21 protein-coding genes are annotated in these 23354 nt (G+C 38.0%); 18 read left to right on the forward strand and 3 right to left on the reverse strand.

Annotated elements, in window-relative coordinates:
* The first annotated feature begins 110 nt into the window (after positions 1-110).
* The gene (locus tag BN6559_RS11515; RefSeq protein WP_110954850.1) at positions 111-2078 is read left to right on the forward strand and encodes a penicillin-binding protein; all 1968 of its coding nucleotides are present in this window, start codon (positions 111-113) and stop codon (positions 2076-2078) included.
* 64 nt (positions 2079-2142) lie between these two features.
* Here BN6559_RS11515 and BN6559_RS11520 read toward each other — a convergent pair whose 3' ends face one another.
* On the reverse strand, positions 2143-2355 hold the full coding sequence (locus BN6559_RS11520) for an alpha/beta-type small acid-soluble spore protein (RefSeq protein WP_110954851.1): 213 nt from the start codon (positions 2353-2355) through the stop codon (positions 2143-2145).
* A 234-nt stretch (positions 2356-2589) separates the two neighbouring features.
* On the opposite strand from BN6559_RS11520, the gene BN6559_RS11525 reads away from it, so the two are divergent.
* Both BN6559_RS11525 and alr read left to right on the forward strand, forming a co-directional pair.
* Complete coding sequence (locus BN6559_RS11525; protein ID WP_110954852.1) at positions 2590-2757, forward strand: aspartyl-phosphate phosphatase Spo0E family protein; 168 nt, start codon at positions 2590-2592, stop codon at positions 2755-2757.
* A gap of 46 nt (positions 2758-2803) precedes the next feature.
* Positions 2804-3913 carry an alanine racemase gene (gene alr / locus BN6559_RS11530; protein WP_110954853.1) on the forward strand — a complete coding sequence of 370 codons (1110 nt, stop codon included), beginning with the start codon at positions 2804-2806 and terminating at the stop codon, positions 3911-3913.
* Between the two features lie 46 nt (positions 3914-3959).
* Here alr and BN6559_RS11535 read toward each other — a convergent pair whose 3' ends face one another.
* Positions 3960-4979 (reverse strand): YkvI family membrane protein, encoded by a 1020-nt coding sequence (locus tag BN6559_RS11535; RefSeq protein ID WP_110954854.1) that lies wholly within the window; start codon positions 4977-4979, stop codon positions 3960-3962.
* 303 nt (positions 4980-5282) lie between these two features.
* Between BN6559_RS11535 and serS the strand changes: the two genes are divergently transcribed.
* The 6 genes from serS (at position 5283) to BN6559_RS11565 (ending at position 10755) form a co-directional block, all read left to right on the forward strand.
* Positions 5283-6554: a serine--tRNA ligase gene (gene serS, locus BN6559_RS11540; RefSeq protein WP_110954855.1), complete on the forward strand. Its 1272-nt coding sequence runs from the start codon at positions 5283-5285 to the stop codon at positions 6552-6554.
* 46 nt (positions 6555-6600) lie between these two features.
* Positions 6601-6861: a TIGR03905 family TSCPD domain-containing protein gene (locus BN6559_RS11545; RefSeq protein WP_110954856.1), complete on the forward strand. Its 261-nt coding sequence runs from the start codon at positions 6601-6603 to the stop codon at positions 6859-6861.
* A gap of 184 nt (positions 6862-7045) precedes the next feature.
* Positions 7046-7264 carry a FeoA family protein gene (locus tag BN6559_RS11550; RefSeq protein ID WP_110954857.1) on the forward strand — a complete coding sequence of 73 codons (219 nt, stop codon included), beginning with the start codon at positions 7046-7048 and terminating at the stop codon, positions 7262-7264.
* A gap of 28 nt (positions 7265-7292) precedes the next feature.
* Positions 7293-9134 (forward strand): ferrous iron transport protein B, encoded by a 1842-nt coding sequence (gene feoB / locus BN6559_RS11555; protein WP_110954858.1) that lies wholly within the window; start codon positions 7293-7295, stop codon positions 9132-9134.
* 105 nt (positions 9135-9239) lie between these two features.
* Positions 9240-10016 (forward strand): histidinol phosphate phosphatase, encoded by a 777-nt coding sequence (locus BN6559_RS11560; RefSeq protein ID WP_199883954.1) that lies wholly within the window; start codon positions 9240-9242, stop codon positions 10014-10016.
* Between the two features lie 64 nt (positions 10017-10080).
* Positions 10081-10755 (forward strand): GGDEF domain-containing protein, encoded by a 675-nt coding sequence (locus BN6559_RS11565; RefSeq protein ID WP_110954859.1) that lies wholly within the window; start codon positions 10081-10083, stop codon positions 10753-10755.
* Between the two features lie 73 nt (positions 10756-10828).
* On the opposite strand, the gene BN6559_RS11570 is transcribed toward BN6559_RS11565, so the two are convergent.
* Complete coding sequence (locus tag BN6559_RS11570; protein WP_110954860.1) at positions 10829-11584, reverse strand: DeoR/GlpR family DNA-binding transcription regulator; 756 nt, start codon at positions 11582-11584, stop codon at positions 10829-10831.
* Between the two features lie 285 nt (positions 11585-11869).
* Here BN6559_RS11570 and BN6559_RS11575 point away from each other — a divergent pair, with 285 nt between their 5' ends.
* The 9 genes from BN6559_RS11575 to BN6559_RS11615 all read left to right on the forward strand — a co-directional run bounded on the left by BN6559_RS11575 (position 11870) and on the right by BN6559_RS11615 (position 23056).
* The gene (locus tag BN6559_RS11575) at positions 11870-13021 is read left to right on the forward strand and encodes an iron-containing alcohol dehydrogenase (RefSeq protein WP_110954861.1); all 1152 of its coding nucleotides are present in this window, start codon (positions 11870-11872) and stop codon (positions 13019-13021) included.
* A gap of 29 nt (positions 13022-13050) precedes the next feature.
* A complete protein-coding gene (locus BN6559_RS11580; RefSeq protein WP_110954862.1) occupies positions 13051-13896 on the forward strand; it encodes a class II fructose-bisphosphate aldolase in 846 nt (281 codons plus the stop codon).
* Positions 13897-13910: 14 nt separating this feature from the next.
* On the forward strand, positions 13911-14942 hold the full coding sequence (gene iolC, locus BN6559_RS11585; RefSeq protein WP_110954863.1) for a 5-dehydro-2-deoxygluconokinase: 1032 nt from the start codon (positions 13911-13913) through the stop codon (positions 14940-14942).
* On the forward strand, positions 14939-15724 hold the full coding sequence (locus BN6559_RS11590; protein ID WP_110954864.1) for a 5-deoxy-glucuronate isomerase: 786 nt from the start codon (positions 14939-14941) through the stop codon (positions 15722-15724). Before iolC ends, BN6559_RS11590 begins: the two co-directional genes overlap by 4 nt.
* A 26-nt stretch (positions 15725-15750) precedes the next feature.
* Positions 15751-17682 (forward strand): 3D-(3,5/4)-trihydroxycyclohexane-1,2-dione acylhydrolase (decyclizing), encoded by a 1932-nt coding sequence (iolD, locus tag BN6559_RS11595; protein WP_110954865.1) that lies wholly within the window; start codon positions 15751-15753, stop codon positions 17680-17682.
* 46 nt (positions 17683-17728) lie between these two features.
* Positions 17729-18754, forward strand: a complete 1026-nt coding sequence (gene iolG / locus BN6559_RS11600; protein WP_110954866.1) for an inositol 2-dehydrogenase — start codon at positions 17729-17731, stop codon at positions 18752-18754.
* Between the two features lie 103 nt (positions 18755-18857).
* Positions 18858-19754 carry a myo-inosose-2 dehydratase gene (gene iolE / locus BN6559_RS11605; RefSeq protein ID WP_110954867.1) on the forward strand — a complete coding sequence of 299 codons (897 nt, stop codon included), beginning with the start codon at positions 18858-18860 and terminating at the stop codon, positions 19752-19754.
* A gap of 209 nt (positions 19755-19963) precedes the next feature.
* The gene (locus tag BN6559_RS11610; protein ID WP_110954868.1) at positions 19964-21556 is read left to right on the forward strand and encodes a solute:sodium symporter family transporter; all 1593 of its coding nucleotides are present in this window, start codon (positions 19964-19966) and stop codon (positions 21554-21556) included.
* Positions 21557-21640: 84 nt separating this feature from the next.
* A complete protein-coding gene (locus BN6559_RS11615) occupies positions 21641-23056 on the forward strand; it encodes a GntP family permease (protein WP_110954869.1) in 1416 nt (471 codons plus the stop codon).
* The last annotated feature ends 298 nt before the right edge of the window (positions 23057-23354 follow it).

Consider the following 23354-nt stretch of genomic DNA (forward strand, 5'->3'; position numbering starts at 1 on the left):
GGAATGTCATTTTCAAAGAGGATTTGTTTTAGCAGTTAAAGGAGAAATGTACAATCTTACAGAATATATTTAGCTGGATTAATTTTAAATGTTTTTAGGAGTGGTTTATAATGGCTGCAAAGATGCGGGTAAATGTGCAGCGACGAATTGCTATCTTTATATCATGTATGCTGATTTTTATTATTGGATTATGTGGCAGAATTGCCTGGGTACAGCTGGTGCAGGGTGCTGAATTGCAGGCAAGAGCAGATCATCAAGTCGAAGAGAGTAAAATATTGCAGTCGCCGCGCGGAACAATCTATGATCGGCAGGGCAAAGAACTTGCTGTGAGTATTTTGACAAAATCTTTATATGTAGATCCCAGCCAAGTGAAAGATGCCGACGAATTAGCCAATGATCTTGCGCCTATACTTGGTATGTCAGTTGAGGCGATAAAAGAACGCATTGATGTTGGCGGTGGGTTCGTCTGGTTGAAGCGAAAATTAGAACCAGATGTAGTTGCGAAAGTAAGGCAGCTGATCAACGATAAAAATCTAAATTGCTTAAATTTTGAAGAAGAGAGTAAACGATATTATCCCAATGATGTATTAGCAGCACAAGTGTTGGGCTTTGTTGGTACCGATGATATCGGCCTCGATGGGATTGAGCTGTTTGAAGATAAGCTGATTAAAGGCAAATCCGAAAAATATTATGTTATGACAGATAAAAATAATAAACCGATCTTTCATTCTGTTTTTTCCAATAAGTCTTTTGAAAAATGTAAAAATGTATATTTAACGATTGATAGTACGATTCAATTTATTGTGGAGCAAAATTTGGATAAAGCAATGCTTGAAACAAAGGCACGGGCGATTACGGCAATTGTGATGAATCCAAAGACCGGAGAAATTTTGGCCATGGCAAACAGGCCAACATTTAATCCAAATGAATTTCAAAAATATACACCGCAAGAATGGAAAAATCGGGCTGTTTCTTTTGTGTATGAACCCGGATCAACGTTTAAGGCGATTGTTGCGGCTGCCGCTTTACAGGAAGGCACAGTGCGGCCACAGCAGATGTTTCATGTGCCTAATTATGTTATGGTATCAGGCCGTCGTATCCAGAATTGGAGCAATGAAAATTATGGAACGATTACTTTTACAGATATTATTAAGAATTCTGTCAATACGGGTTTTGTACAAGTGGGTATGCAGTTAGGGGCAAAAAAACTAGACGAATATGTACATTCCTTTGGGTTTGGCAAAGTGACCGATGTTGGCTTACCTGGTGAAGAAGTAGGGATTCTTTTCAATCCAAATGACATGCGAGATTCTGATTTAGCAACAATGTCTATCGGTCAAAGTATTGCAGTTACACCGATTCAGCTTGTCACTGCGATGTCGGCAATTGCCAATAAAGGAATGCTTCTAAAACCCTATATTTTAAAAGAGGTTCGTAATGCCGATACCTCTATTTTTGATGAAACTAGAGTTACGGAAGTCAGACAAGCAATTCCTGAAAAGACTGCGCTTGAATTAACCGGTATGCTCGAACAGGTTGTTTCTAGCGGTGGTGGCAGTAAAGCGTCGGTCAAAGGATATCGTATTGCCGGAAAAACAGGTACGGCAGAGAAAATACGTGATGATGGAAGTGGGTATCTGGCTGGGCACTATATTGCATCTTTTTGCGGTTTTGCGCCAGTAGAAGATCCGCAGATTACAATTCTTATTATTATTGATGATCCGGTTGGGGTTTATTATGGCGGACAGATTGCTGCACCGATTGCTGGACAAATTTTTGAACAAGTACTTCGGTATATGAATATTAAACCTTCATCAAATAATTTAGATTTGCAGGGGATGAAACAAAATCAAAAAGCTGGAGAAATAGAGTTGGGGACTCCAATCGTTGTGCCACAAGATAAGGTACTAGTTCCTGATTTACAAGGGAAGAGTTTGCGCCAAGCCGCAGATGAACTTAAAGGAAGCGGCCTTGGTCTGGTACCGGAGGGAACGGGAATTGCGACTGAACAAAGTGTAGCGCCCAATAGTATTGTGGATCCAGGTACAGAAATTACGGTGTATTTTAAATCAAATTAAGATCGCTATACATATATAGAGGGGGCGGCTAAATTAGCCGCCCCCTTGTTGTAATACAGGTGAACTATTGTTGGTTGTTACTCATGGATGATTCATACTGTTCGATCATTTTACGAACCATATGACCACCTACGCGACCGCAATCGGCAGACGTCATGGTGGACCAACCGTTTTGACGAACGGTGTCGGCAATACCTAATTCACTAGCAATTTCATACTTCATTTTATCAAGAGAGTTTTTCGCAGCAGGGTTTACAGGTTTGCTTGATCTCGACATGTTGTGTCACCTCCTTCTCGCGTTCTAAACCTATTATCTACAAAAAGTAACAAGATTATACTTGGCATATAATATGTAAATAGTGGGATTTTAGGAGGCTTGTAATGAGAAAATTTTTCCATTGAGCAGGGAAAAATAGTTTCATATCGAACTTAAAAAATACTATTATAAGATATTTAAACTTAAAAAATATTGTTATTTAGTGTAATGCAAGCGAAAATGTGAGGTGTAGAGATGTCTGAATTAAAAAAGATTAGTCAAGATATTGAACGATTGCGTGAACAGTTGCATACGCTTGTATTAGAGAAAAAGGGGAAGTTTGTTGATGAGGAAGTAACCCGGTTAAGTCAACAACTCGACAAATTGATTGTTGCGTATGAAAAAATGAAGTTAACAAAATAAAGGTTGAGAAAGTTTTTTAATTTATAAAAATGGGAGATGGAGTCATATGCCAAATCGTGCAGTTTGGGCACAAGTCGATTTAGCGGCAATTGCACATAATATGAAAGAGATTAAAAGCAAAGTGCAGGGGAATGCGAAAATTTGTGCCGTTGTCAAAGCGAATGCTTATGGACATGGTGTAGTCGCGGTTGCGAAAACTGCGATAGAAACTGGTGCTGATTATTTAGCGGTAGCGATTTTAAATGAAGCTTTAGAGCTTCGGCATGCAGGCTTTTTAGAGCCAATCTTGATTTTGGGTTTTACTCCGGCGGAACATGCAGATCAATTGGTGAGACATGATATCGAGCAGGCTGTGTTTACATTGGAGATGGCTGAGGCTTTATCAAAAGCAGCCGCTAATCAGCAGAAGACAGCAAAAGTGCATTTGAAAATTGATACAGGTATGCGGCGCATCGGAATTCGTCCCGATCAAGCTGGAGCATTTGCCGAAAAAATTCAATCCATGCCGAATCTTGAGATTGTAGGAATGTTTTCGCATTTTGCTACTGCTGATAGTGAAGACAAAGCATTTGCGCAAACGCAATTGGCTCGATTTAAAACGGCAATTGCGCAGGTAGAAAGTAAAAAAATTCATATTCCAATCAAACATATTGCCAATAGTGCTGCGATACTAGAGATGCCGGAGGCTCATTTTGATATGGTTCGGGCCGGAATCATTTTATACGGTTTATGGCCGTCGGATGAAGTGAAACATAGTATTGATTTAAAACCTGCAATGCAGCTGAAAGCAAAAGTAGCTTATGTGAAAACGATGCCGTCTGATTGCGGCATCAGCTATGGACAGATTTTTAGAACACAGCGGGAAAGTAAAATTGCAACCTTGCCGATTGGGTATGCGGATGGATGGACACGGCTTTTAACGGGTAAAGTACGTGTAGAAATTCATAACAAATTGGTGCCGATTGTTGGGAAAATATGCATGGATCAATGTATGGCTGATGTTACAGAGATTGCTGATGTACAAATAGGAGATGAAGTTATCTTATTTGGCAGTGAGCAAGTCTCAATCGATGATATTGCGAATCTGCTTGGCACGATTCATTATGAGATTGTCTGTATGGTAGGAAAGCGCGTACCGCGTGTGTATAAAAAATAATATTCTTTGAGTGAGCTGCCCTGTGCAATGTGGCAGCTCAAATTTTTTATTTACTGAAAATTATTTTAAATAGAATCCAAAGTGTAGTATACCCGAAAATCGGGAAAGCGATTGCAATTAAATCTTTGAAGCCGATTTGTATAAAAATCAAACTTGCTGTAATACTCACTAGTAAACAAATAGGATAAGAGAGCTTGAAAATACTTTTTAATTTTGTAGCGCATCCATATAAACAGCTTAATGAAGTAGTAAAGATACTGATCAAAAAAATGATGGTATAGAATAAAGAATGCATTTTTGTTTGAGTGCAAGCAATGGTTAGCATCGGGATTTCTGTGGTTAGGATGTCAGGATAGTGAATTAAAATTGTACATACAATTAAAAAAGCCAAAAAAGTAAGTAGAATACCGCCAATCAATGTGCCGAGTTTGCGCGCAGTTTCACTTGGCGTAGATTGACCAAGTGGAATGAGAATTGTCATGGCTAGTACGATGTTATAAGAAACATATAGAATGCAGGAAAGCAGCCAATGGGGGGCAGGTTGCAAAGAAAATTCTGCGGCAGTAGAAAAGATTGTAAAAAAATTTCCATGATAAGCAAGTGAGCTAAAGCTGACACTAAGAATGGCGAACGTTAAAAAGGGCGTAGCCAGTAAATTAATGATCGTGATGCCTTTAATCCCTTTTAAGGAAAGTACAGTAATTAGGACTGCTAGGATATAAGAGCCGTATGCATGTAAAGTGCTGGCGGCGGCAAGCATTATAACCAAAACAGTAAAGATAAAAAAAGAAATTGCCCCATCAAAAAATAGACCAAGCTTTTTTCCACATAATTTATAAATAAGTTCTGGATAAGATGATAATTGATAGCGATAGCTGATCGATAATAAACGATAGCCAAGCCAAGCGAATAGGATCCCCGCAAATAAAATTCCATACAATCCAAAACTGCCATAGGTGATGAAAAATTGTAAAAGTTCCTGTCCGGAGGCAAAACCGGCACCAATAATTGTACCGGAGAAAGTCAACGCAATTTTTAATGTTTCTTTCACTGAGGTTCTTTGCATACAATCCTCCTAACATCAATAAAAAAATTTAGGTTGATGAATTAGTTTTTATATGAAATAAAAAACTGGTTATATTAAAATTAGCAATGTATTAAAATGTATGTTTTTATAGTATGAGTGTAGACCATAAAATATATGTTAGAAGAAAGTTTTATAGGTATGATTATTTTTTGAAAATATTGATTGGCTTAGTTTGACAGGTTTTTGGTTAAAATATATAATAAATTAGATAATGGATCAGTGAAAGATAAGATTTCAGAGCGTGGTGGAAGCCGTGTTTTTAATATGGAGGTTTGTAGAAAAATGCTTGATATCAAATTTGTCAGAGATAATCCAGAAAAAGTACAAGAAGCCCTTAAAAATCGTGGCAGTTCCATGACTTTGGACGGTTTTTTGGATTTAGAAAAAGAACGTCGTCAAATCCTCGGTGAAGTAGAAGCTTTAAAAAGTAAACGCAACACTGTTTCACAACAAATCAGTGTGATGAAAAAAAATAAAGAAAATGCAGATGATCTCGTGCTTCAAATGCGTCAAGTTGGTGAAGAGATCAGTAAACTTGATACTCGGTTAAAGGAAGTAGAGACATCTTTGAAAGATATCCTGCTTAGCATTCCAAATGTACCAAATGAAGTAGTTCCTGTTGGTAAAGATGAAAATGATAATCCAGAAATTCGTCGTTGGGGCGAGTATCCTAAATTTGATTTTGAACCTAAAGCGCATTGGGATATTGGAGAAGGTTTGGGGATCTTGGATCCGGAACGTGCGGCAAAAGTAACGGGGGCACGTTTTACCTTTTACAAAGGCTTGGGCGCACGACTCGAACGTGCTGTCATAAACTTTATGCTAGATTTACATACTGGTGAGCATGGTTATACAGAAATGCTTACACCATTTATGGCCAATAAAGAAAGTATGACTGGGACTGGTCAATTACCTAAGTTTGCAGAAGATATGTTTAAGCTGGAAGGTCTTGACTATTATTTGATTCCAACGGCAGAGGTGCCGGTAACCAATTATTATCGTAGTGAAATTCTTGATGGCAAAGATTTACCGAAATATTATAGCGCTTATAGTGCTTGCTTTAGAGCAGAAGCTGGTTCAGCAGGACGTGACACGCGTGGTCTCATCCGCCAGCATCAGTTTAATAAAGTAGAACTCGTAAAATTTGTAAAACCGGAAGATTCCTATGATGAATTAGAAAAATTAACAAATAATGCTGAACGAGTGTTGCAATTATTAAATATACCTTATCGTGTAATTCTTCTTTGTACAGGCGATATGGGCTTTAGTTCAGCGAAAACATATGATATTGAAGTATGGCTTCCAAGCTTTAACATGTATCGTGAAATTTCTTCTTGTTCAAATTTTGAGGACTATCAAGCGCGTCGCGCTGATATTAAGTTCCGCCGCGAAGCAAAGGCGAAACCAGAGTATGTACACACATTAAATGGTTCAGGACTTGCAATCGGTCGTACGGTTGCGGCTATTTTAGAAAATTATCAGCAAGAAGATGGATCTGTTGTGATTCCAGAGGTTTTACGTCCGTATATGGGAACGGATAGAATAAAAGCGTAAAGGTTCTTTTTGCTTGAATTTTGGTGGTGTAGAGGAGTTAGCGTGTATGTCTTATATTTACAAAACACAAGGCACTTGTGCAAAACAAATTACTGTGGAACTGGACGGGAATATCATAAAAAAAGTGGAATTCGTTGGTGGTTGTAACGGTAATTTAAATGGTATTTCTAGTTTGGTTGTGGGTATGCCTATAGAGCAAGTCATTGAGAGGTTTTCTGGAACAACTTGCGGTCCGCGAAATACTTCTTGTCCGGATCAATTATCTGTGGCATTGAAAGAAGCTTTTGCATCAAGTAAAACGAAATAACGGCAAGGTAGTAGAAACAGGATTGTGCATGTTATGCCAATCCTGTTTTTTATTGCGAAAAATTGTGCTGATATCTATATCCTCTATTCTCAAATAAAATAAAGACTACATCTGTAAATTATAAAATAAGATGAATATAACAGAGGCTTTTATCGTATAGATGGATGGATAAGTAGGTGAGAAAATGACTTTAGATCAAATTCTGCGTGGACAATATGCGAATATTATGGCGATTCCTAATGAACAAATAAGAGCACAAGCTATACGTTTTGGGATCTCGTATGGATGTAAAGTCCGGTGTATAGAAAAAATTACAGGTGGACCAATCGTGCTTACGAGAGGAAAGCAGGAAATTGCTATAGGTAGAGAATTGGCGCAACGCATTCAGATTGAACTTGTGTAATTTTACTAAGTGACGAAGAGGTGAGTAAATGAACTGCAGTGCACTTGGTAATGTAAAATTATCTAAAAATGATAAAAAAATCGTTTTAACCGGTAATCCGAATGTTGGCAAATCTGTACTTTTTAATTTATTGACGGGAATTTATGCTGAAGTATCCAATTTTCCGGGAACGACGGTTGATCTTTCGTATGGTAGATTTGGAGATGCTCTTATTGTTGATACACCTGGTGTTTATGGAATTTCATCTTTTAATGACGAAGAAAGAGTTGCACGAGATGTGATTTTATCGGCTGACGTTATTATAAATGTTGTGGATGCAGTGCATTTAGAACGGGATTTATTCTTAACGATGCAGGTAATTCAAACAGGAATTCCAACATTGGTCGTTCTTAATATGATGGATGATGTAAAAGCGCAAGGCATTAAAATTCATGTTACAGCACTTGAAGAAAAGTTGGGTGTACCTATCATACCTGCTGTTGCGATAAAAGGTGAGGGGATTTCACAGATAAAAGCAAGCTTATATCAAGCGAGAATCGGGAATGAAATTCCGGAAATTCAGGCAGAAGTGGAACCTTTTATTACGCATAAGTGTACAAAAGCTGAGGCGCTTTTAATTGCGGAGGGAGATCTTCATATTGCGCGGAATCATCGGGTGAAGCCTGGTGAAAAACGTGAATCTATTTATCAGGCACGGCGTCAAGCGGTAGACCAATTGGTACAAGAGGTGGTTCGTTATGCTAAACATGAAATGCGGTTTTCTGTAAAAGTAGGCAGAGCTATGTTACGGCCTTTGAGTGGCAGTCTGATTTTAATCTTTGTATTGGTTATCATGTACTATATGATTGGTGTCTTTGTTGCGCAAGATGTTGCTGAGATTACGGAAGAACGTATGATGCGAGGTGTATATGAGCCTTTTATTCGCAATGTTGTTTGCGATTTTATTTCGGAAGAATCCGTTGTGGGGAAATATTTGATTGGTGAATTTGGCATTTTGACGATGACGGTTAGCTATGTATTTGGGCTGCTTTTGCCGCTCGTTTTAGGATTTTACTTCGTTTTATCCGTTATGGAAGACTCAGGATATTTGCCGCGACTTGCCACTTTGTTAGATCGGATGATGCACGCGGTGGGGTTGAATGGTCGGGCTGTTATTCCAATGATTCTAGGTTTTGGTTGTGTCACAATGGCGACGATTTCAACAAGATTGCTAGGCTCTCAGCGTGAGCGAACCATTGCAGTATCTTTGCTTGGGCTTACAATTCCCTGCTCCGCGCAGCTTGGTGTTATTACTGGTTTATTAGCAGGGCTTGGTATTCAATATGTTGCTTTGTATGTAGGGGTTATGCTGTTTGTTCTAGGCATTGTTGGTAAAATGCTGCATCAGTTGCTGCCAGGGAAAACGACGGATTTATTCATTGATTTACCGCCGATTCGTTTGCCGCGATTTAGGAATGTGTTAACGAAGATGATCGGTAAATCTTATGCTTTTATTAAAGAGGCCGCGCCTATTTTTGCCTTAGGTGCGCTATTTATTACGACACTGCAAGTAACCGATTTGCTTGATGTAATTCAAAATTGGTTAGCGCCGCTTACGATGGGAATATTAAAATTACCGCGTGAAACAGCAAATGTGTTTATTATGGGACTTATTCGTCGAGATTTTGGTGCGGCTGGGATTTCTCATATGCCGCTTAATCCGGGGCAGCTTATCGTGGCTTTGATTACGATTACCTTATTTGTACCATGTATTGCATCGGTGATTGTTATGTTTAAAGAACGCGGAAAATTTGAAGGCTTAATGATATGGATGGGGTCTTGGTTGATTGCTTTTATTATTGGTGGTATTGTGGCATGTTTGGTGATATGATGGAGAAAAGCCTATAAAGCGATTTGGTTGTTTATGCATGGATGAAAATGATCGTTTACGTTGTTTATGATCTAGTATTTGTAGAAAGAAAAAGGAGCTGAAACAATGATTTTTGATACGCATGTACATACTGATTTTTCTTCGGATTCTACAATGTCGATTATGGATGCAATGCAACAGGCAAAAACGCTTGGGCTCGGGTTTATTACAACGGAGCATATGGATTTGTCGTATCCTGAAAAAGGACAGTTTATATTTGATGTAGATCGTTATTTTGATGCGTATGCTCCATATCGAAATGATTTGTTTTTGCTGGGAATTGAGCTTGGCATGCAAAACATCTGCCTAAAAAATAGCTTTGATATCATAAAAAATTATAAATTTGATTATGTTTTAGGTTCTATTCATCTGGTAGACGGCATAGATATATATTATGATGATTTTTATCATGGTCGTGCCAAAAAAGAAACTTACGCTCGTTATTTTGAGACCATGGTAAATTGTTTAAAAGAATATACTTTCATTGATGCTCTAGGGCATATTGATTACATTGCACGTTACGCTCCTTATGAAGAGACTGAAATCTATTATCATGAATTCCAAGATTACTTGGATTTGATATTGAAAAGCATTATAGAGAAAAATATAGTCTTGGAGTTGAATAGTCGGCGCTTTGGTGATCGAAATGTGATCAAAGCATTGACCCCAATTTATAAACGATATTATGAATTAGGCGGCAGAATGACAGTGCTTGGTTCTGATGCGCATACTAAGCAAGCAATTGGCAGTTATTTTAAGATTGCCAGTGAATTTGCGGAGCAGTGTAATTTGCAGTTGATATATTTTAAAAATAGAAGTCCTGAATATATGATAAAAAAATAAGAAAGCATAGAGCAGCTGTTTTCATAAATCCGACTGATCGTAATTGTGATTAGGAGATAGTTAGGTGAAACATACATTATTTCGTAATGCCAATTATGTTATGGGTGCATTTGGTTTTTTTCTTGGACTGAGTATGTATATCGTGCATAAGATTTTACAGTTTGGCTTAGTTGCTATAACGGAAGAAATAATATGGATATGCTTTACAGCGATCTTGGTTTTTTTAGGCTTAGTAAATGGTAAAATGATACGGGTACTGCATCATTGGGCATATTGTGATTTTTTGACAGGTGTCTGGAATCGTAAATATTTTTATTATCGGTTAAATAAAGAATTGCATGATAAAAGGAAGAAGCAGCAGAATTTATGTATTGCACTGATTGATGTGGATAATTTTAAGCAGGTGAATGATAAATATGGACATAGTGCTGGAGATAAGGTAATAAAAAAAATAGCCAATGTATTGATGCAGAATGTTCGTAGTACGGATTCTGTAATCCGCCTTGGTGGGGATGAATTTGCTATTATTTTTTCTGGAACGGAAATAAAAAAAGCAAAAATGATTTCGGAGCGAATCCGCAGTAATGTAGATCGGCAGTGCGAATATGTAACTGTCAGTGTAGGTGTTGTAGAGTTTAAGAAGAACCTTAAGATTACAGAAATCATTGATTTTGTGGATGCTGTTTTGTATAAGGCGAAACTTTCTAAAAATGCGGTTATTACGATGGTTGCTGGATAAATAAAGCAAGTATCAATAAAAAAGAAGCTGTCTCCAAATTTGGAGGCGGCTTCTTTTTTATTGATGTGCAGATTTATTTTGTGACTAACTGAATATGATGTTCGTTAAAATATGAAATATATTTATCTGGCGGCATTTGGTCTGTCACAAAATAATCCAAATCTTTTAAATCACAATATTTCATGAGGGATGCACCGTCAATTTTAGATGAATCGACCAATAAGATGTTTTTACAACTTTTTTTAATTAAATAACTTTTTATTTCGGCCTCTAGCGGCGATGCATTTGCTACGCCTTTATCAATGGAAACGCCTGTCGAAGCAAAAAAGGTTTTCGAAATTGTGTAATCCTCTAAAAATCGTAAAATGCTTGGTCCAACGAAAGCATTGGAAGGTGGGTAAAATACTCCGCCGGGGGAAAGGATATTCAATTTCGGATAATCCCGCGCAGCATTGATTACGTATAAATTTGAAGTAATGACGGTCAAACCGCTGTGTGATTCTAAGAAAGGGACAAGATGCATTGTTGTCGTGCCGGAATCAATATAGATGACATCGCCATCATTGATTAAATCATTGGCTAATTTAGCGACGATTTTCTTTTGTGATTTATGCTTTATTTCACGTGATTCAAAAGGCTCAGGCACATCTGTCTCTTTGAGCATAATGCCCCCGTAAACTCTTTTAATAAAGCCTCGCTTTTCTAACTCGTTTACATCACGACGCAATGTATTTTTAGACACGCCAAATGTTTCGCACAATTTATCCCAAGACGCTGTTTTTTCGAATTTAAGAAAATCTTCAATTTTTTCAATACGATTAATTTTCACGCTATATCACCTGTATCCTCATCAATAGTTAATCAATAGTTAATCAATAGTTTGTCAAAAGATCATACCATATATAGACGCTGTAGTAAAGCTTTCACATAATTTTTTATGGAGCAAACAGTAAAAGAATAGTCGAAATTTATATAACGATACTTTTTATAAATCGTAAAAACCTATTGACAAAACAATCGAAATATATTAATTTATAACCAATAGATAATCAATAGATAATCATAAAAACATCAAAACATAATCAAATATGAGAAGAAAGAGGTAAAGGCTACGATGAGTAATGTATTTTTAGTTCCATCAAAGATAGTAACCGGACTTGGGGCAGTGAAACAGATTGGAGATCATATTCAAGATAAAGGAAAAAAAGCCTTGATCGTAACGGATAAATTTATGGTACAATTTAGTAATGTTGCAAAATTAACAGAAGTTTTGGATCAATCAAATATTCAATACTATGTATATGATGGGGTTAACAGTGAACCTACTGACAAAATGGTAGATGAAGGAGTGCGACTTTATAAAGAACAGAAATGCGATTTTTTAATAGCACTTGGTGGCGGAAGTCCAATCGATACAGCAAAGGCAATCGGCTTTATGTCAAATAATACTGGTAAAATCAGCAGCTATATGAAAAAAGTTATTGATACAGAAGTTCCTTATCTGGTGGCAATTCCGACAACGGCGGGGACCGGTTCAGAGGCTACGCAGTTTACGATTATTGCAGATACGGAAAATGACGTGAAGATGTTGCTTGCAGGGCCGTCTATTTTACCGGCACTTGCGATAGTCGATCCGACATTTACAATGACAGCACCGCAAAAGGTGACTGTAGCGACTGGGATAGATGCATTAACGCATGCGATTGAAGCTTATACTTCAAGAAAAGCACAGCCATTATCTGATATATTTGCATTATCAGCAATTAAACGGATACACAGAAACTTACCAATCTGTTTTGCTGACGGTAAAAATGAGGATGCAAGGCTTCAGATGTCAATTGGTGCGCATGAGGCAGGAATTGCATTTAACAATGCGTCGGTTACGATTGTTCATGGGATGAGCAGACCAATTGGTGCAATTTTTCATATCGCGCATGGTGTAAGTAATGCAATACTTCTTTCATGTTGCATGGAATTTGCAATTCAAAAGAATACAGAAAGATTTGCTGAGATTGCAAAAATTATGGGAGTTGCAGACGAACATATGACGGCTGCGCAGGCTGCGCAGGCAATGGTAAAAGAGATTGAGCGTTTTTGCAATGTGCTCAAAGTGCCAACACTCGAAGAATTGGGTGTAGAGAAAGAAAACTTCTTTGCTAGACTAGACAAGATGGCAGAGGATGCTTTGGATAGCGGAAGCCCAGGGAATACAATGAGAGTGCCAACAAAAGATGAAATTATCGAAATATACAAAAAACTCTATTAGTTTAGATTGTAAAGAAAGGAGGAAAAGAGATGCCAATCGTTAAGTTAGAGAAACTTTTACTTGGGATAAAGGATAATTCCTATGCAATCGGTTCTTTTAATGTCTCAAATATGGAGATGGTAATGGGGACGATAAAAGCAGCTGAAGAATTAAATGCGCCTGTGATTATTCAAATCGCAGAAGGTAGATTGAAGTATTCTCCGCTGCATACACTTGGACCGATGATGGTAGCTGCAGCAAAAGAAGCAAAAGTTCCGGTAGCAGTACACCTCGATCATGGTGGAACAATTGAAACCATTCATCAAGCATTGGAGATCGGATTTACTTCAGTGATGTTCGATGGTTCACAGTATCCATTGGATATAAATATTGAAAAGACGAAGCAAGTTAAGAACCTTGCAGATCGGTATGATGCAAATGTCGAGGCTGAAATCGGCAGAGTTGGTGGTGCTGAAGGCGATTATGAAAGTGTGGATATCATGATCACAAGTGTTGATGAGGCGGTAAAATTTTACGAAGCAACAAAAGTGGATGCTTTAGCCGTAGCAATTGGCACGGCACATGGTAACTATAAAGAAGCACCAAAACTTCGTATTGATAGATTGAAAGAACTAACAAAAGCCGTTGCATGCCCACTTGTTTTGCATGGTGGTACAGGGCTAACTGAACAGGATTTTAAAAACAGTTTACAAAATGGAATAAAGAAAATTAATATTGCAACAGCATCTTATGACAGCGTGGCAAGGGATGTCAAACAGTTAGCAAGGGAAAAACCTGAATTCAATTATTTTGATCATACGGACACTGTAATGATGGCGACCTATGGAAATGTAAAAAAACATATGTTGATTTTTGGTTTAAAAGATAAAGCGTAAGGAGAGAAGAGCAAATGGCAGTGATTGAATTTGATAACACGAAGTCTATGGATATTGTATTGATCGGTCGGGCAGCAATTGATTTTAATCCAAATGAATTGAATCGTACATTAGATAAGGTAAATACTTTTACGAAATATGTGGGGGGATCACCTGCAAATATTGCAGTTGGTGTATCGAAATTAGGGAAACAGGTTGGGTTTATCGGGGCTGTATCTGATGATCAATTTGGTACATTTGTTTTGGATTATTTTAATGAAAGAAAGATTGATACAACGAGTGTTGTAAGAGCAAAAAACGGTGAAAATCTAGGTCTTACGTTTACTGAAATTTCTAGTCCAACGGACAGCCAAATTTTGATGTATCGTTACGGCGTAGCGGATCTGCAAATTTCCACGGAGGATGTTTCAGAAGAATACATAAAAAATAGTAAAATTTTATTGGTATCTGGTACTGCATTAGCAGCCAGTCCATCAAGAGAGGCTTGTTTTCTTGCGATTAAATATGCAAAAAAACACGGTGTAAAAGTTATTTTTGATATTGACTATCGCGGGTATACTTGGAAGTCAAAAGCTGAAATTGGCATTTATTATTCATTGGTAGGACAAATGAGTGATATCATTATTGGATCCAGAGAAGAGTTTGAGCTTACTGAAATGCTCCCGGAAAATAATCAAGTGCCCGATTATGAAATTGCTGAAAAATATATGAAGTTTGGTAATAAAATTGTTATTATAAAACACGGCAAAAAAGGTTCAATTGCCTATAGTGCAGATAAAAAAGCTTTTAAAGTGGAATCATTTCATATTAAGTTATTGAAATCCTTTGGCGGTGGAGATGCTTATGCATCAGCCTTTATTTATGGGTTACTTGTAGGATGGAGCTTAGACAAGGCTTTAGAATATGCAACAGCACATGCGGCAATGGTTGTTGCAAGTCATAGTTGCTCTGATGCGATGCAAAGTGCAGATGCGATTCATGCATTTATTGAAGAGCATAAAGAGGAAAAAGTTATTACCTCAATTGGTTGGAGGGATGCGCTATGAAGTTTGGTCGCTTGGGTGAATTGAAACATGGCTACAATGCTATGACAACTTGTGAAAGTGCAATGCTTATGGATATCGGTTATCAAGTCATGAATGCGCAAGAAAAATTAACATTCAAAGATGCGCAGAAGGAAACTGCATTTGTTATTTTAACTGGTGAAGTAATGGTTCATTGGGAGCATCAAACGGAAACTATGAAGAGAAATTCACTTTTTGATGATAATCCATACTGCTTACATGTTCCAGCAGGAATTGAAGTTATTATGCAAGCCAATCGCAATGCTGAGGTATTGATTCAAAAAACTGAGAATGAAAAACATTTCGTTCCTAAGTTTTATAAACCGGAGGATTGCCAATGTGATCAATTTGGTGCTGGGGTATGGAATGGTACTGCTGAACGTACCGTAAGGACGATATTTGATTATTCGAATGCCCCATATTCTAATATGGTAAATGGTGAAGTAATTAATCGTCCTGGTAGATGGTCGGGATATATTCCGCATACACATCCGCAGCCGGAGGTCTATACTTACAAGTTTAATAAACCGCAAGGCTTTGGCTGCTCGTTTATTGGTGAGGACGCTTTCAAGATCTCGCATAACAGTTATTCAGCCATTCCTGGTGGCGATAGTCATCCGCAAGTGACAGCACCGGGGTATGCGATGTGGTATAGCTGGATGATTCGTCATTTGCCAAATGATCCTTGGAATAAAACAAGAACGGATGATGTAGCGCATGTCTGGTTATTAGAAGATGGTGTAAAAATATGGGAACCGAAATAAAAGAATAAGGAAGGATGAGGGAAACAATGGGGTTTGTAAGAATGACCGTTGCCCAAGCAGTCGTTAGATTTCTTGACCAACAGTATATCGAAGTGGACGGCAAGAAAACCAAATTTGTTCGCGGAGTTTTTACTATATTTGGTCACGGTAATGTCGTTGGTCTGGGACAGGCGCTGGAAGAATTAGAACATAAACTAGAAGTTTATCAGGGAAAAAATGAACAAGGTATGGCACATATTGCGACTGGTTTTGCAAAACAAAAGAATCGTTATCAGGTCTATGCGTGTACATCATCCGTAGGCCCTGGTGCAGCAAATATGATTACGGCGGCTGCGACGGCAACGGCAAATAATATTCCACTTTTACTCTTGCCCGGGGATGTCTTTGCAACTCGTCAGCCCGATCCTGTTCTACAACAGATTGAGCAAACAAATAGTTTGGCAATCTCGACCAACGATGCCTTCCAAGCCGTAAGTAAATATTGGGATAGGGTAAGCCGCCCAGAACAATTGATGACGGCAATGATCAATGCAATGCGGGTATTGACCGATCAGGCAAACACTGGAGCAGTGACGATTGCATTGCCACAAGATGTACAAGGTGAAGCTTATGATTTTCCAGAGTATTTCTTTCAAGAGCGCGTTCACCGGATTGATCGGAGATTGCCAGTAGAAGCAGCGATTGCAGATGCGGTGAAGATTATCACGCGCAAGAAAAAACCAATCATTATTTGCGGCGGCGGAGTACGCTATGCCGAAGCTGGTGAAGAATTAAAAAGTTTTTCGGAGGCTTTTCATATTCCGTATGGGGAGACGCAGGCTGGCAAGAGTGCGGTTATTTATAATCATACATATAATTTAGGTGGAATCGGTGTAACTGGTAATTCAGCAGCAAATGATATAGCGCATCAAGCTGATTTGGTTATCGGGATTGGTACGAGATTTACTGACTTTACAACGGGATCAAAAGGTGTATTTGACGCACCTAATGTAGAATTTTTAACGATCAATGTTTCTGATTTTCATGCGGGCAAATTAGATGCGGTAAAAGTTGTCGCTGATGCAAAAGTTGGTCTAAAAAAATTGGAAGAGGAACTGAGAAAGGTAAATTATAAAGCCGGTTATACTGATGAAATCAAGCTTGCAAAAGAAAAATGGCAGCGAGAGTTAGACCGGCTATATGCTGTTAAATATTGCCCTAATTTTGTACCAGAAGTTTCCGGTGATTTTCATGAAAGTAAGATGACCGAATATAGCGAATCTTTAAAAACTTGCTTGACGCAAACGGAAGTAATTGGTGTATTTGATCGATTACTTGATGAGGATGCCATTGTTGTTGGCGCATCGGGAAGTTTACCGGGATGTTTACAGCGGGTATGGCGTCCAAAACAAGTTGGCGGTTATCATATGGAATATGGTTATTCCTGTATGGGCTATGAGGTTGCGGCATCGATTGGGGCTAAATTAGCGGAAGAAAATCGTGAAGTATATGCTTTTGTTGGTGATGGCAGCTATCTGATGCTGCATACAGAATTGGTAACGAGCATTCAAGAGGGGATAAAAACCAATATTGTTTTACTTGATAACAGTGGTTTTGGCTGTATCAACAATCTGCAAATGGGGAACGGTATGGGCAGCTTCTATACGGAATTTAGAAAACGTTCCAAAGATGGAAAAGCCAATGGCGTGCTAATGCAAATCGATTTTGCGAAAAATGCCGAAGCTTATGGGGCAAAAACATATTCCATCCATACGGTAGCAGAATTGGAAGCGGCGATTATAGATGCAAAAAAACAAACCGTATCAACATTATTTGATATAAAAGTATTACCAAAAACAATGACCCATGGGTATGGTGCAGATTGGAATGTTGGCTTAGCTGAAATTTCTAGCAATGCTAAGATCCATACCGCATATCAAAACCGTAAAAACTTCTTAGACAAAGCGAGACGGTATTAATACTTACTCAAAATAAGAGTGCATATATTGAAGGGTGGATTTTGAAATGTTGAAAATTGGTATTATTGGTGCAGGTCGTATTGGTAAAGTTCATGGAGAGAGTATTACTAAATATGTAAAAAATGCTGTGGTAAAAGCAATCGCTGACCCGTTTCTAAATGATGCAACAAAAGCATGGGCGAAATCTATGGGAATAGAGTACAGCTACACGGATTATAAAAAAATTCTGGCTGATTCTGAAATTGATGCGGTGCTTATTTGTGCTTCAACCGATATGCATTCACTCATTTCTATTGAAGCAATCAAAGCTGGAAAACATGTTTTTTGTGAAAAGCCAATTGATCACAATGTAGAAAAAATCAAAGAAGTTTTAGCTGTTGTCAAAGCTTCTGATCGAAAATATCAAGTTGGATTCAACCGCCGTTTTGATCATAATTTTAAAGCTGCGCAAGAAGCAGTTGCTGCAGATAAAATTGGTAAACAACAAATTATTAAAATTACTTCGCGTGATCCGGAGGCGCCGCCAATCAGTTATGTAAAAGTTTCTGGCGGCATGTTCTTAGATATGACAATTCATGATTTTGATATGGTTAGATTTTTGTCTGGCAGTGAAGTGGATGAAGTATACACTGTAGGCGGTGTTACGGTTGATCCAGCGATTGGTGAAGCCGGTGATGTTGACACGGCAATTATCAGCTTAAAACTTGCCAATGGTGCGATGGCTGTAATTGATAACTGCCGGCAGGCTGCGTATGGCTACGATCAACGCGCTGAAGTGTTTGGAACAGAAGGTGTAATTCAAATCGGTAATGATAGTGCCTCCAATGCAGTTCTGAGCAATAAAGATGGTGTTACTGCGGAGAAACCATTGTATTTCTTCTTAGAACGTTATATGCGTGCTTATGCTGATGAAATTGGTGCTTTTGTTGATGCAATCACTGAAGATAAAGAAGTTATGGTAAATGCACAGGATGGATTAGAACCAGTCATCATCGGTCTGGCTGCTAAAAAATCATTACTTGAAAATAGACCAGTTAAAATTGCTGAAATTAAGCAAGCTTTTGGCTTATAAATAAATCTAGGGTGGGCTTGAATTTATAATTTGCATTTTTATAAAAATAGAGTTTACGAAGTGTGTAGAAGTTTATAAAATAAAGGGTTGGGGAGCGTAACTTATGTTAAATATAAATGAGATTCACTTAGGGATTGCACCAATTGCTTGGACGAATGATGATATGCCTGACTTAGGCAAAGAAAATACGTTTGAACAGTGTATCAGTGAAATGGCTTTGGCTGGATTTACGGGGTGCGAAGTCGGCAATAAATATCCTAGAAATACGGAGATTTTAGGCAAAGCATTAAAACTGCGTGGACTAAAGATTGCGAGTGCTTGGTTTAGTTCTTTTTTAACCACAAAACCATTGCAAGAAACAATAGATGCGTTTATTGAACATCGTGATTTTTTATATGTAATGGGTGCCAAAGTAGTGGTCGTATCTGAACAAGGACACAGTATTCAAGGGCAAATAAAAACGCCGATTTTTGCTGGAAAACCATATTTTACAGAGGCAGAATGGACGAAACTTGCTACAGGATTAAATCAACTTGGCGCACTTGCAAAAGAAAAAGGCATGAAGGTCGTTTATCATCATCATATGGGGACGGGCGTACAAACAGCAGCAGAAATTGATAAATTGATGAAAATGACAGATCCTGCGTTTGTATATCTATTATTTGACAGTGGGCACTTAGTTTATGCAGGAGAAGATCATTTAGCCGTGTTGAAAAAGCATGTAGATCGTATTAAACACGTGCATTTAAAAGATATTCGAGCTGAAAGAGTACAAGAAGTGAAAGCAAAGCAAGGCAGCTTTTTAGAGGGGGTTCGCTTAGGTGCCTTTACAGTCCCCGGCGACGGTTCCATTGATTTTACGCCAATTTTTGAAATATTAGCAAATGCAAAATATCAAGGTTGGTTCATCGTCGAAGCAGAACAAGATCCTGCTAAAGCAAATCCATTTGAATATGCACAAAAAGCAAGAGCCTATATTAAAAAGACAGCAAAAATCTAGCGGTTACTCTGTATTTAGCACAATAGCAGCAGGCAAAAAATATGCACGAGGAGAGTTTTTTGCCTGCCAATAAAAAAAGTATGTTTACACTAGGATTTATCGAAATAGTCATAATAATTTCGCAATTATAGGGATGATGCATGCATTTGTGCCTATGATTAGTTTAGCATTGTCTAAATTTTGTGAAATATCAATATGGGGGTAACAAAATGGAACACTTTGTGCCAATAATGAGTTTTCTTGCCTATACAGGATTAGTTGCTTTGTATTCGTGGTATAAATGTAAGCATGATAATATGCAGAGTGCCGAGGGATATTTTTTAGGCGGGCGTAGTTTAACTGGTATATTTATTGCGGGGTCTTTAATTTTGACAAATTTGTCGACAGAACAATTGGTTGGACTGAATGGACAAAGTTATAAGACTTCTATGGTAGTTATGGCCTGGGAAGTTACAGCACCGGTCGCATTAATTTGTTTTGCGATGATATTTTTACCCAAGTATTTAAAAAGCGGGATAGCGACAATTCCAAAATTTTTAGAACAGCGCTATGACAGTCGTGTTAGACAAATTATTACGATCTTATTTTTATTGGGATATGGATTGGTATTTTTACCTACGGTATTGTATTCCGGTGCTTTGGTGTTAGATGGGCTTTTTAGCATACACGAGTGGATTGGTGTTAGCCAAATGGCATCCGTGGCAATGATTGCCGCGATGATAGGCTGTATTGGTATTAGTTATGTTGTAAGCGGTGGTTTAAAAGCCGTTGCAGTATCTGATACGATCAATAGTGTTGGTTTATTAGTTGGTGGTTTATTCATACCTATCTTAGGTTTGATTGCTTTAGCTGATGGTAGTTTGGTCGAAGGGGTTAAAACCTTAGTTACCAATCATCCGGAAAAATTAAATGCCATTGGCGATAATAGCTCTCCGGTGCCTTGGCCAACGTTATTTCTAGGACTATTTTTTAATAACTTATTCTATTTTTGTACGAACCAAGCGATTGTACAAAGGGCTTTTGGGGCAATCAATTTGGCGGAAGCACAAAAAGGTGCCTTGTATGCAGGGTTCTTTAAAATCATTGATGCATTTTTTCTCGTGATTCCAGGCATTATTGCGTATCATCTTTATGGGACATCTTTATCTAATGCAGATATGGCGTATCCTACCTTGGTAATGGATGTATTGCCGAAACCTCTTACTGGACTTTTTGCGGCGATCTTATTTGGTGCGATCATGAGCGCCTTCAATGGAGCACTTAGCAGTTCGGTAACCTTATTTTCACTTGATATCTATAAACCAATGATTAATCAGGCAGCAACAGAAGAACAAACAGTAAAAGTAGGCCGTAGATTTGCTATCGCTTTAGCTGGTATCGCAATTTTAGTTGCGCCATTAATCTACTTTGCACCATCCGGCTTGTATTATTATCTGCAAGAAAGCTTTGGCTTCTACAACATACCAATTATTGCTGCTGTAGTTGTTGGGATATATTCTAAATGGGTCCCTGCTATGGCAGTCAAAATCGCTTTGCTCTCTCATATTGTTTTATATGGTGCTTCAAAAGTATTCTTGGGCGATATACATTTTCTCTATATCTTAAGTGCATTATTCCCAATCAATATTCTAGTATTATTACTGGTTGGTAAATACAAACCAAGAGCAGAGGCCTTTATTGAACATCATACTGACGAGGTAGATGTAACACCGTGGAAACATGTAAAGCTTGCTTCTTGTCTGCTTATCGGCTGTATGTTATTCATCTATGCAATATTCTCAAAAATTGGTCTTGCAGCGTAAATAAATGAAATCAAGCATATGAGGCAGTCTAAGATTGCTTTATATGCTTGCTATTTTTCTTCGCAGTGAAGAGAGGTGTTCGAAATGGATCTTATCATAATTTTAATTAGTTTAATTGGTTTAATGTATTTTGCTTATCGCGGGTATTCCATTATATTAATCGCCCCTATTTTTGCTGTGGTTGCGGCGATTGGCAGTGGTTATGCGGCGATGCCGATTTATAGTGAGCTTTATATGACAAAAGCTGCAGAGTATATTAAAAACTACTATCCGGTATTTCTATTGGGCGCAGTCTTTGCTAAGATCATGGAGTCTGGTGGACTCGCAGCGGCAGTTGCAAGCAAAATCGTACAAACGCTTGGCAAAGAAAGGGCTATTTTAGCAGTGCTTTTAGGTTGTGGGGCTTTAACCTATGGAGGTTTAAGTGTATTTGTAGTTGCTTTTGTCATGTACCCGTTCTCAGCTATTTTATTTAAACAAGCAAAAATTCCCAAACGATTACTCCCGGCAACTTTATGGATGGGGATACTCACCTATGCGATGATTGCAATTCCGGGAACTCCGCAAATTCAAAATATTATTCCCACCGCTTTTTTTGGTACAACGACTTGGGCGGGAATTCATACGGGACTTTTTGCCACAGTATTGTATTTTATGATAGCTTGGAGTTGGATTCGTTATCGGCATAAAAAATTGGCAAGCCACGGAGAAGGGTATGGCAATTATGTTTTAAATGAACCAGAGAATATAAAAGAAGATTTGCCTCATTGGAGCCTGGCGGCCTTACCACTTATCCTCGTTGTGGTGATGAACTTAATTGTCAGTAATCCTTTTACTTGGCAATGGGCGTATCATTGGGATAGCCATAGCTTAGAAAATTTTTCAACGCTCAAATTGTCGCTTTTAGCCCCTAGTGTCGACCGTGTACAAGCGATTTGGTCAATTAATGTTGCGCTTATTATGAGCAGTATTGTTGCAGCATTTATTGGACGAAAACGTTTAAAAACACAAGGTGGCGTGCTTTCTCCAATCAATGTGGGAGCAGTATCATCTACTTCGGCAGTTTTAAATGTAGCCTCTGGTTATGCTTTTGGCTGTGTTATCGCTACTTTACCAGGTTTTCAAATCATCAAAGAAATGCTGCTCAATTTAAGTGTTGGTGACGGACCGTTACTTTCCGCAATCATTACAACCAATATTATGACGGGGATTACTGGATCGGCATCAGGCGGCTTAACCATAGCTTTAGGGATGCTCGGTAATGAATGGCTTACTTGGGCAAATAGCATGCAGATGTCACCGGAAATTCTACATCGAATTGTTTGTATTGCTTCAGAAGGAATTGATACAGTACCGCATTCAGGTGCATTGGTTACACTTTTTGCTGTTTGTGGTTTAACCCATAGAGATTCTTATTATGATATTTTTATCTTAACGATATTAAAAACGGCAATCGCCTTTATTTGTTTGGCTTTTTATAGTATAACCGGGCTAATTTGACATTCTACGATAGATTCCGCAAAATAAAAAACCCAAGAATGTAAAGTAGGAGCTTACATTCTTGGGTTTATATTTTTATTGATTAAAAATATGTGTATTTTAAATCATTATAAATAAGAACTTACGCAAAAAAAGGCTGAGACAACGATCAATAGTGCGAATATTGTGTTAATTAAACGAACGGAATTTTCATTTGTTATCTTCATATCTTATGCTACACCTCAAATCTAAAAACGTACAACTGTTAATATATACAATTATATCGTTAGAATAGACAAAAAACAACCATATTTTACAA

This window comes from Massilibacillus massiliensis (genome assembly GCF_900086705.1).
GTDB lineage: Bacteria > Bacillota > Negativicutes > FLKF01 > FLKF01 > Massilibacillus > Massilibacillus massiliensis.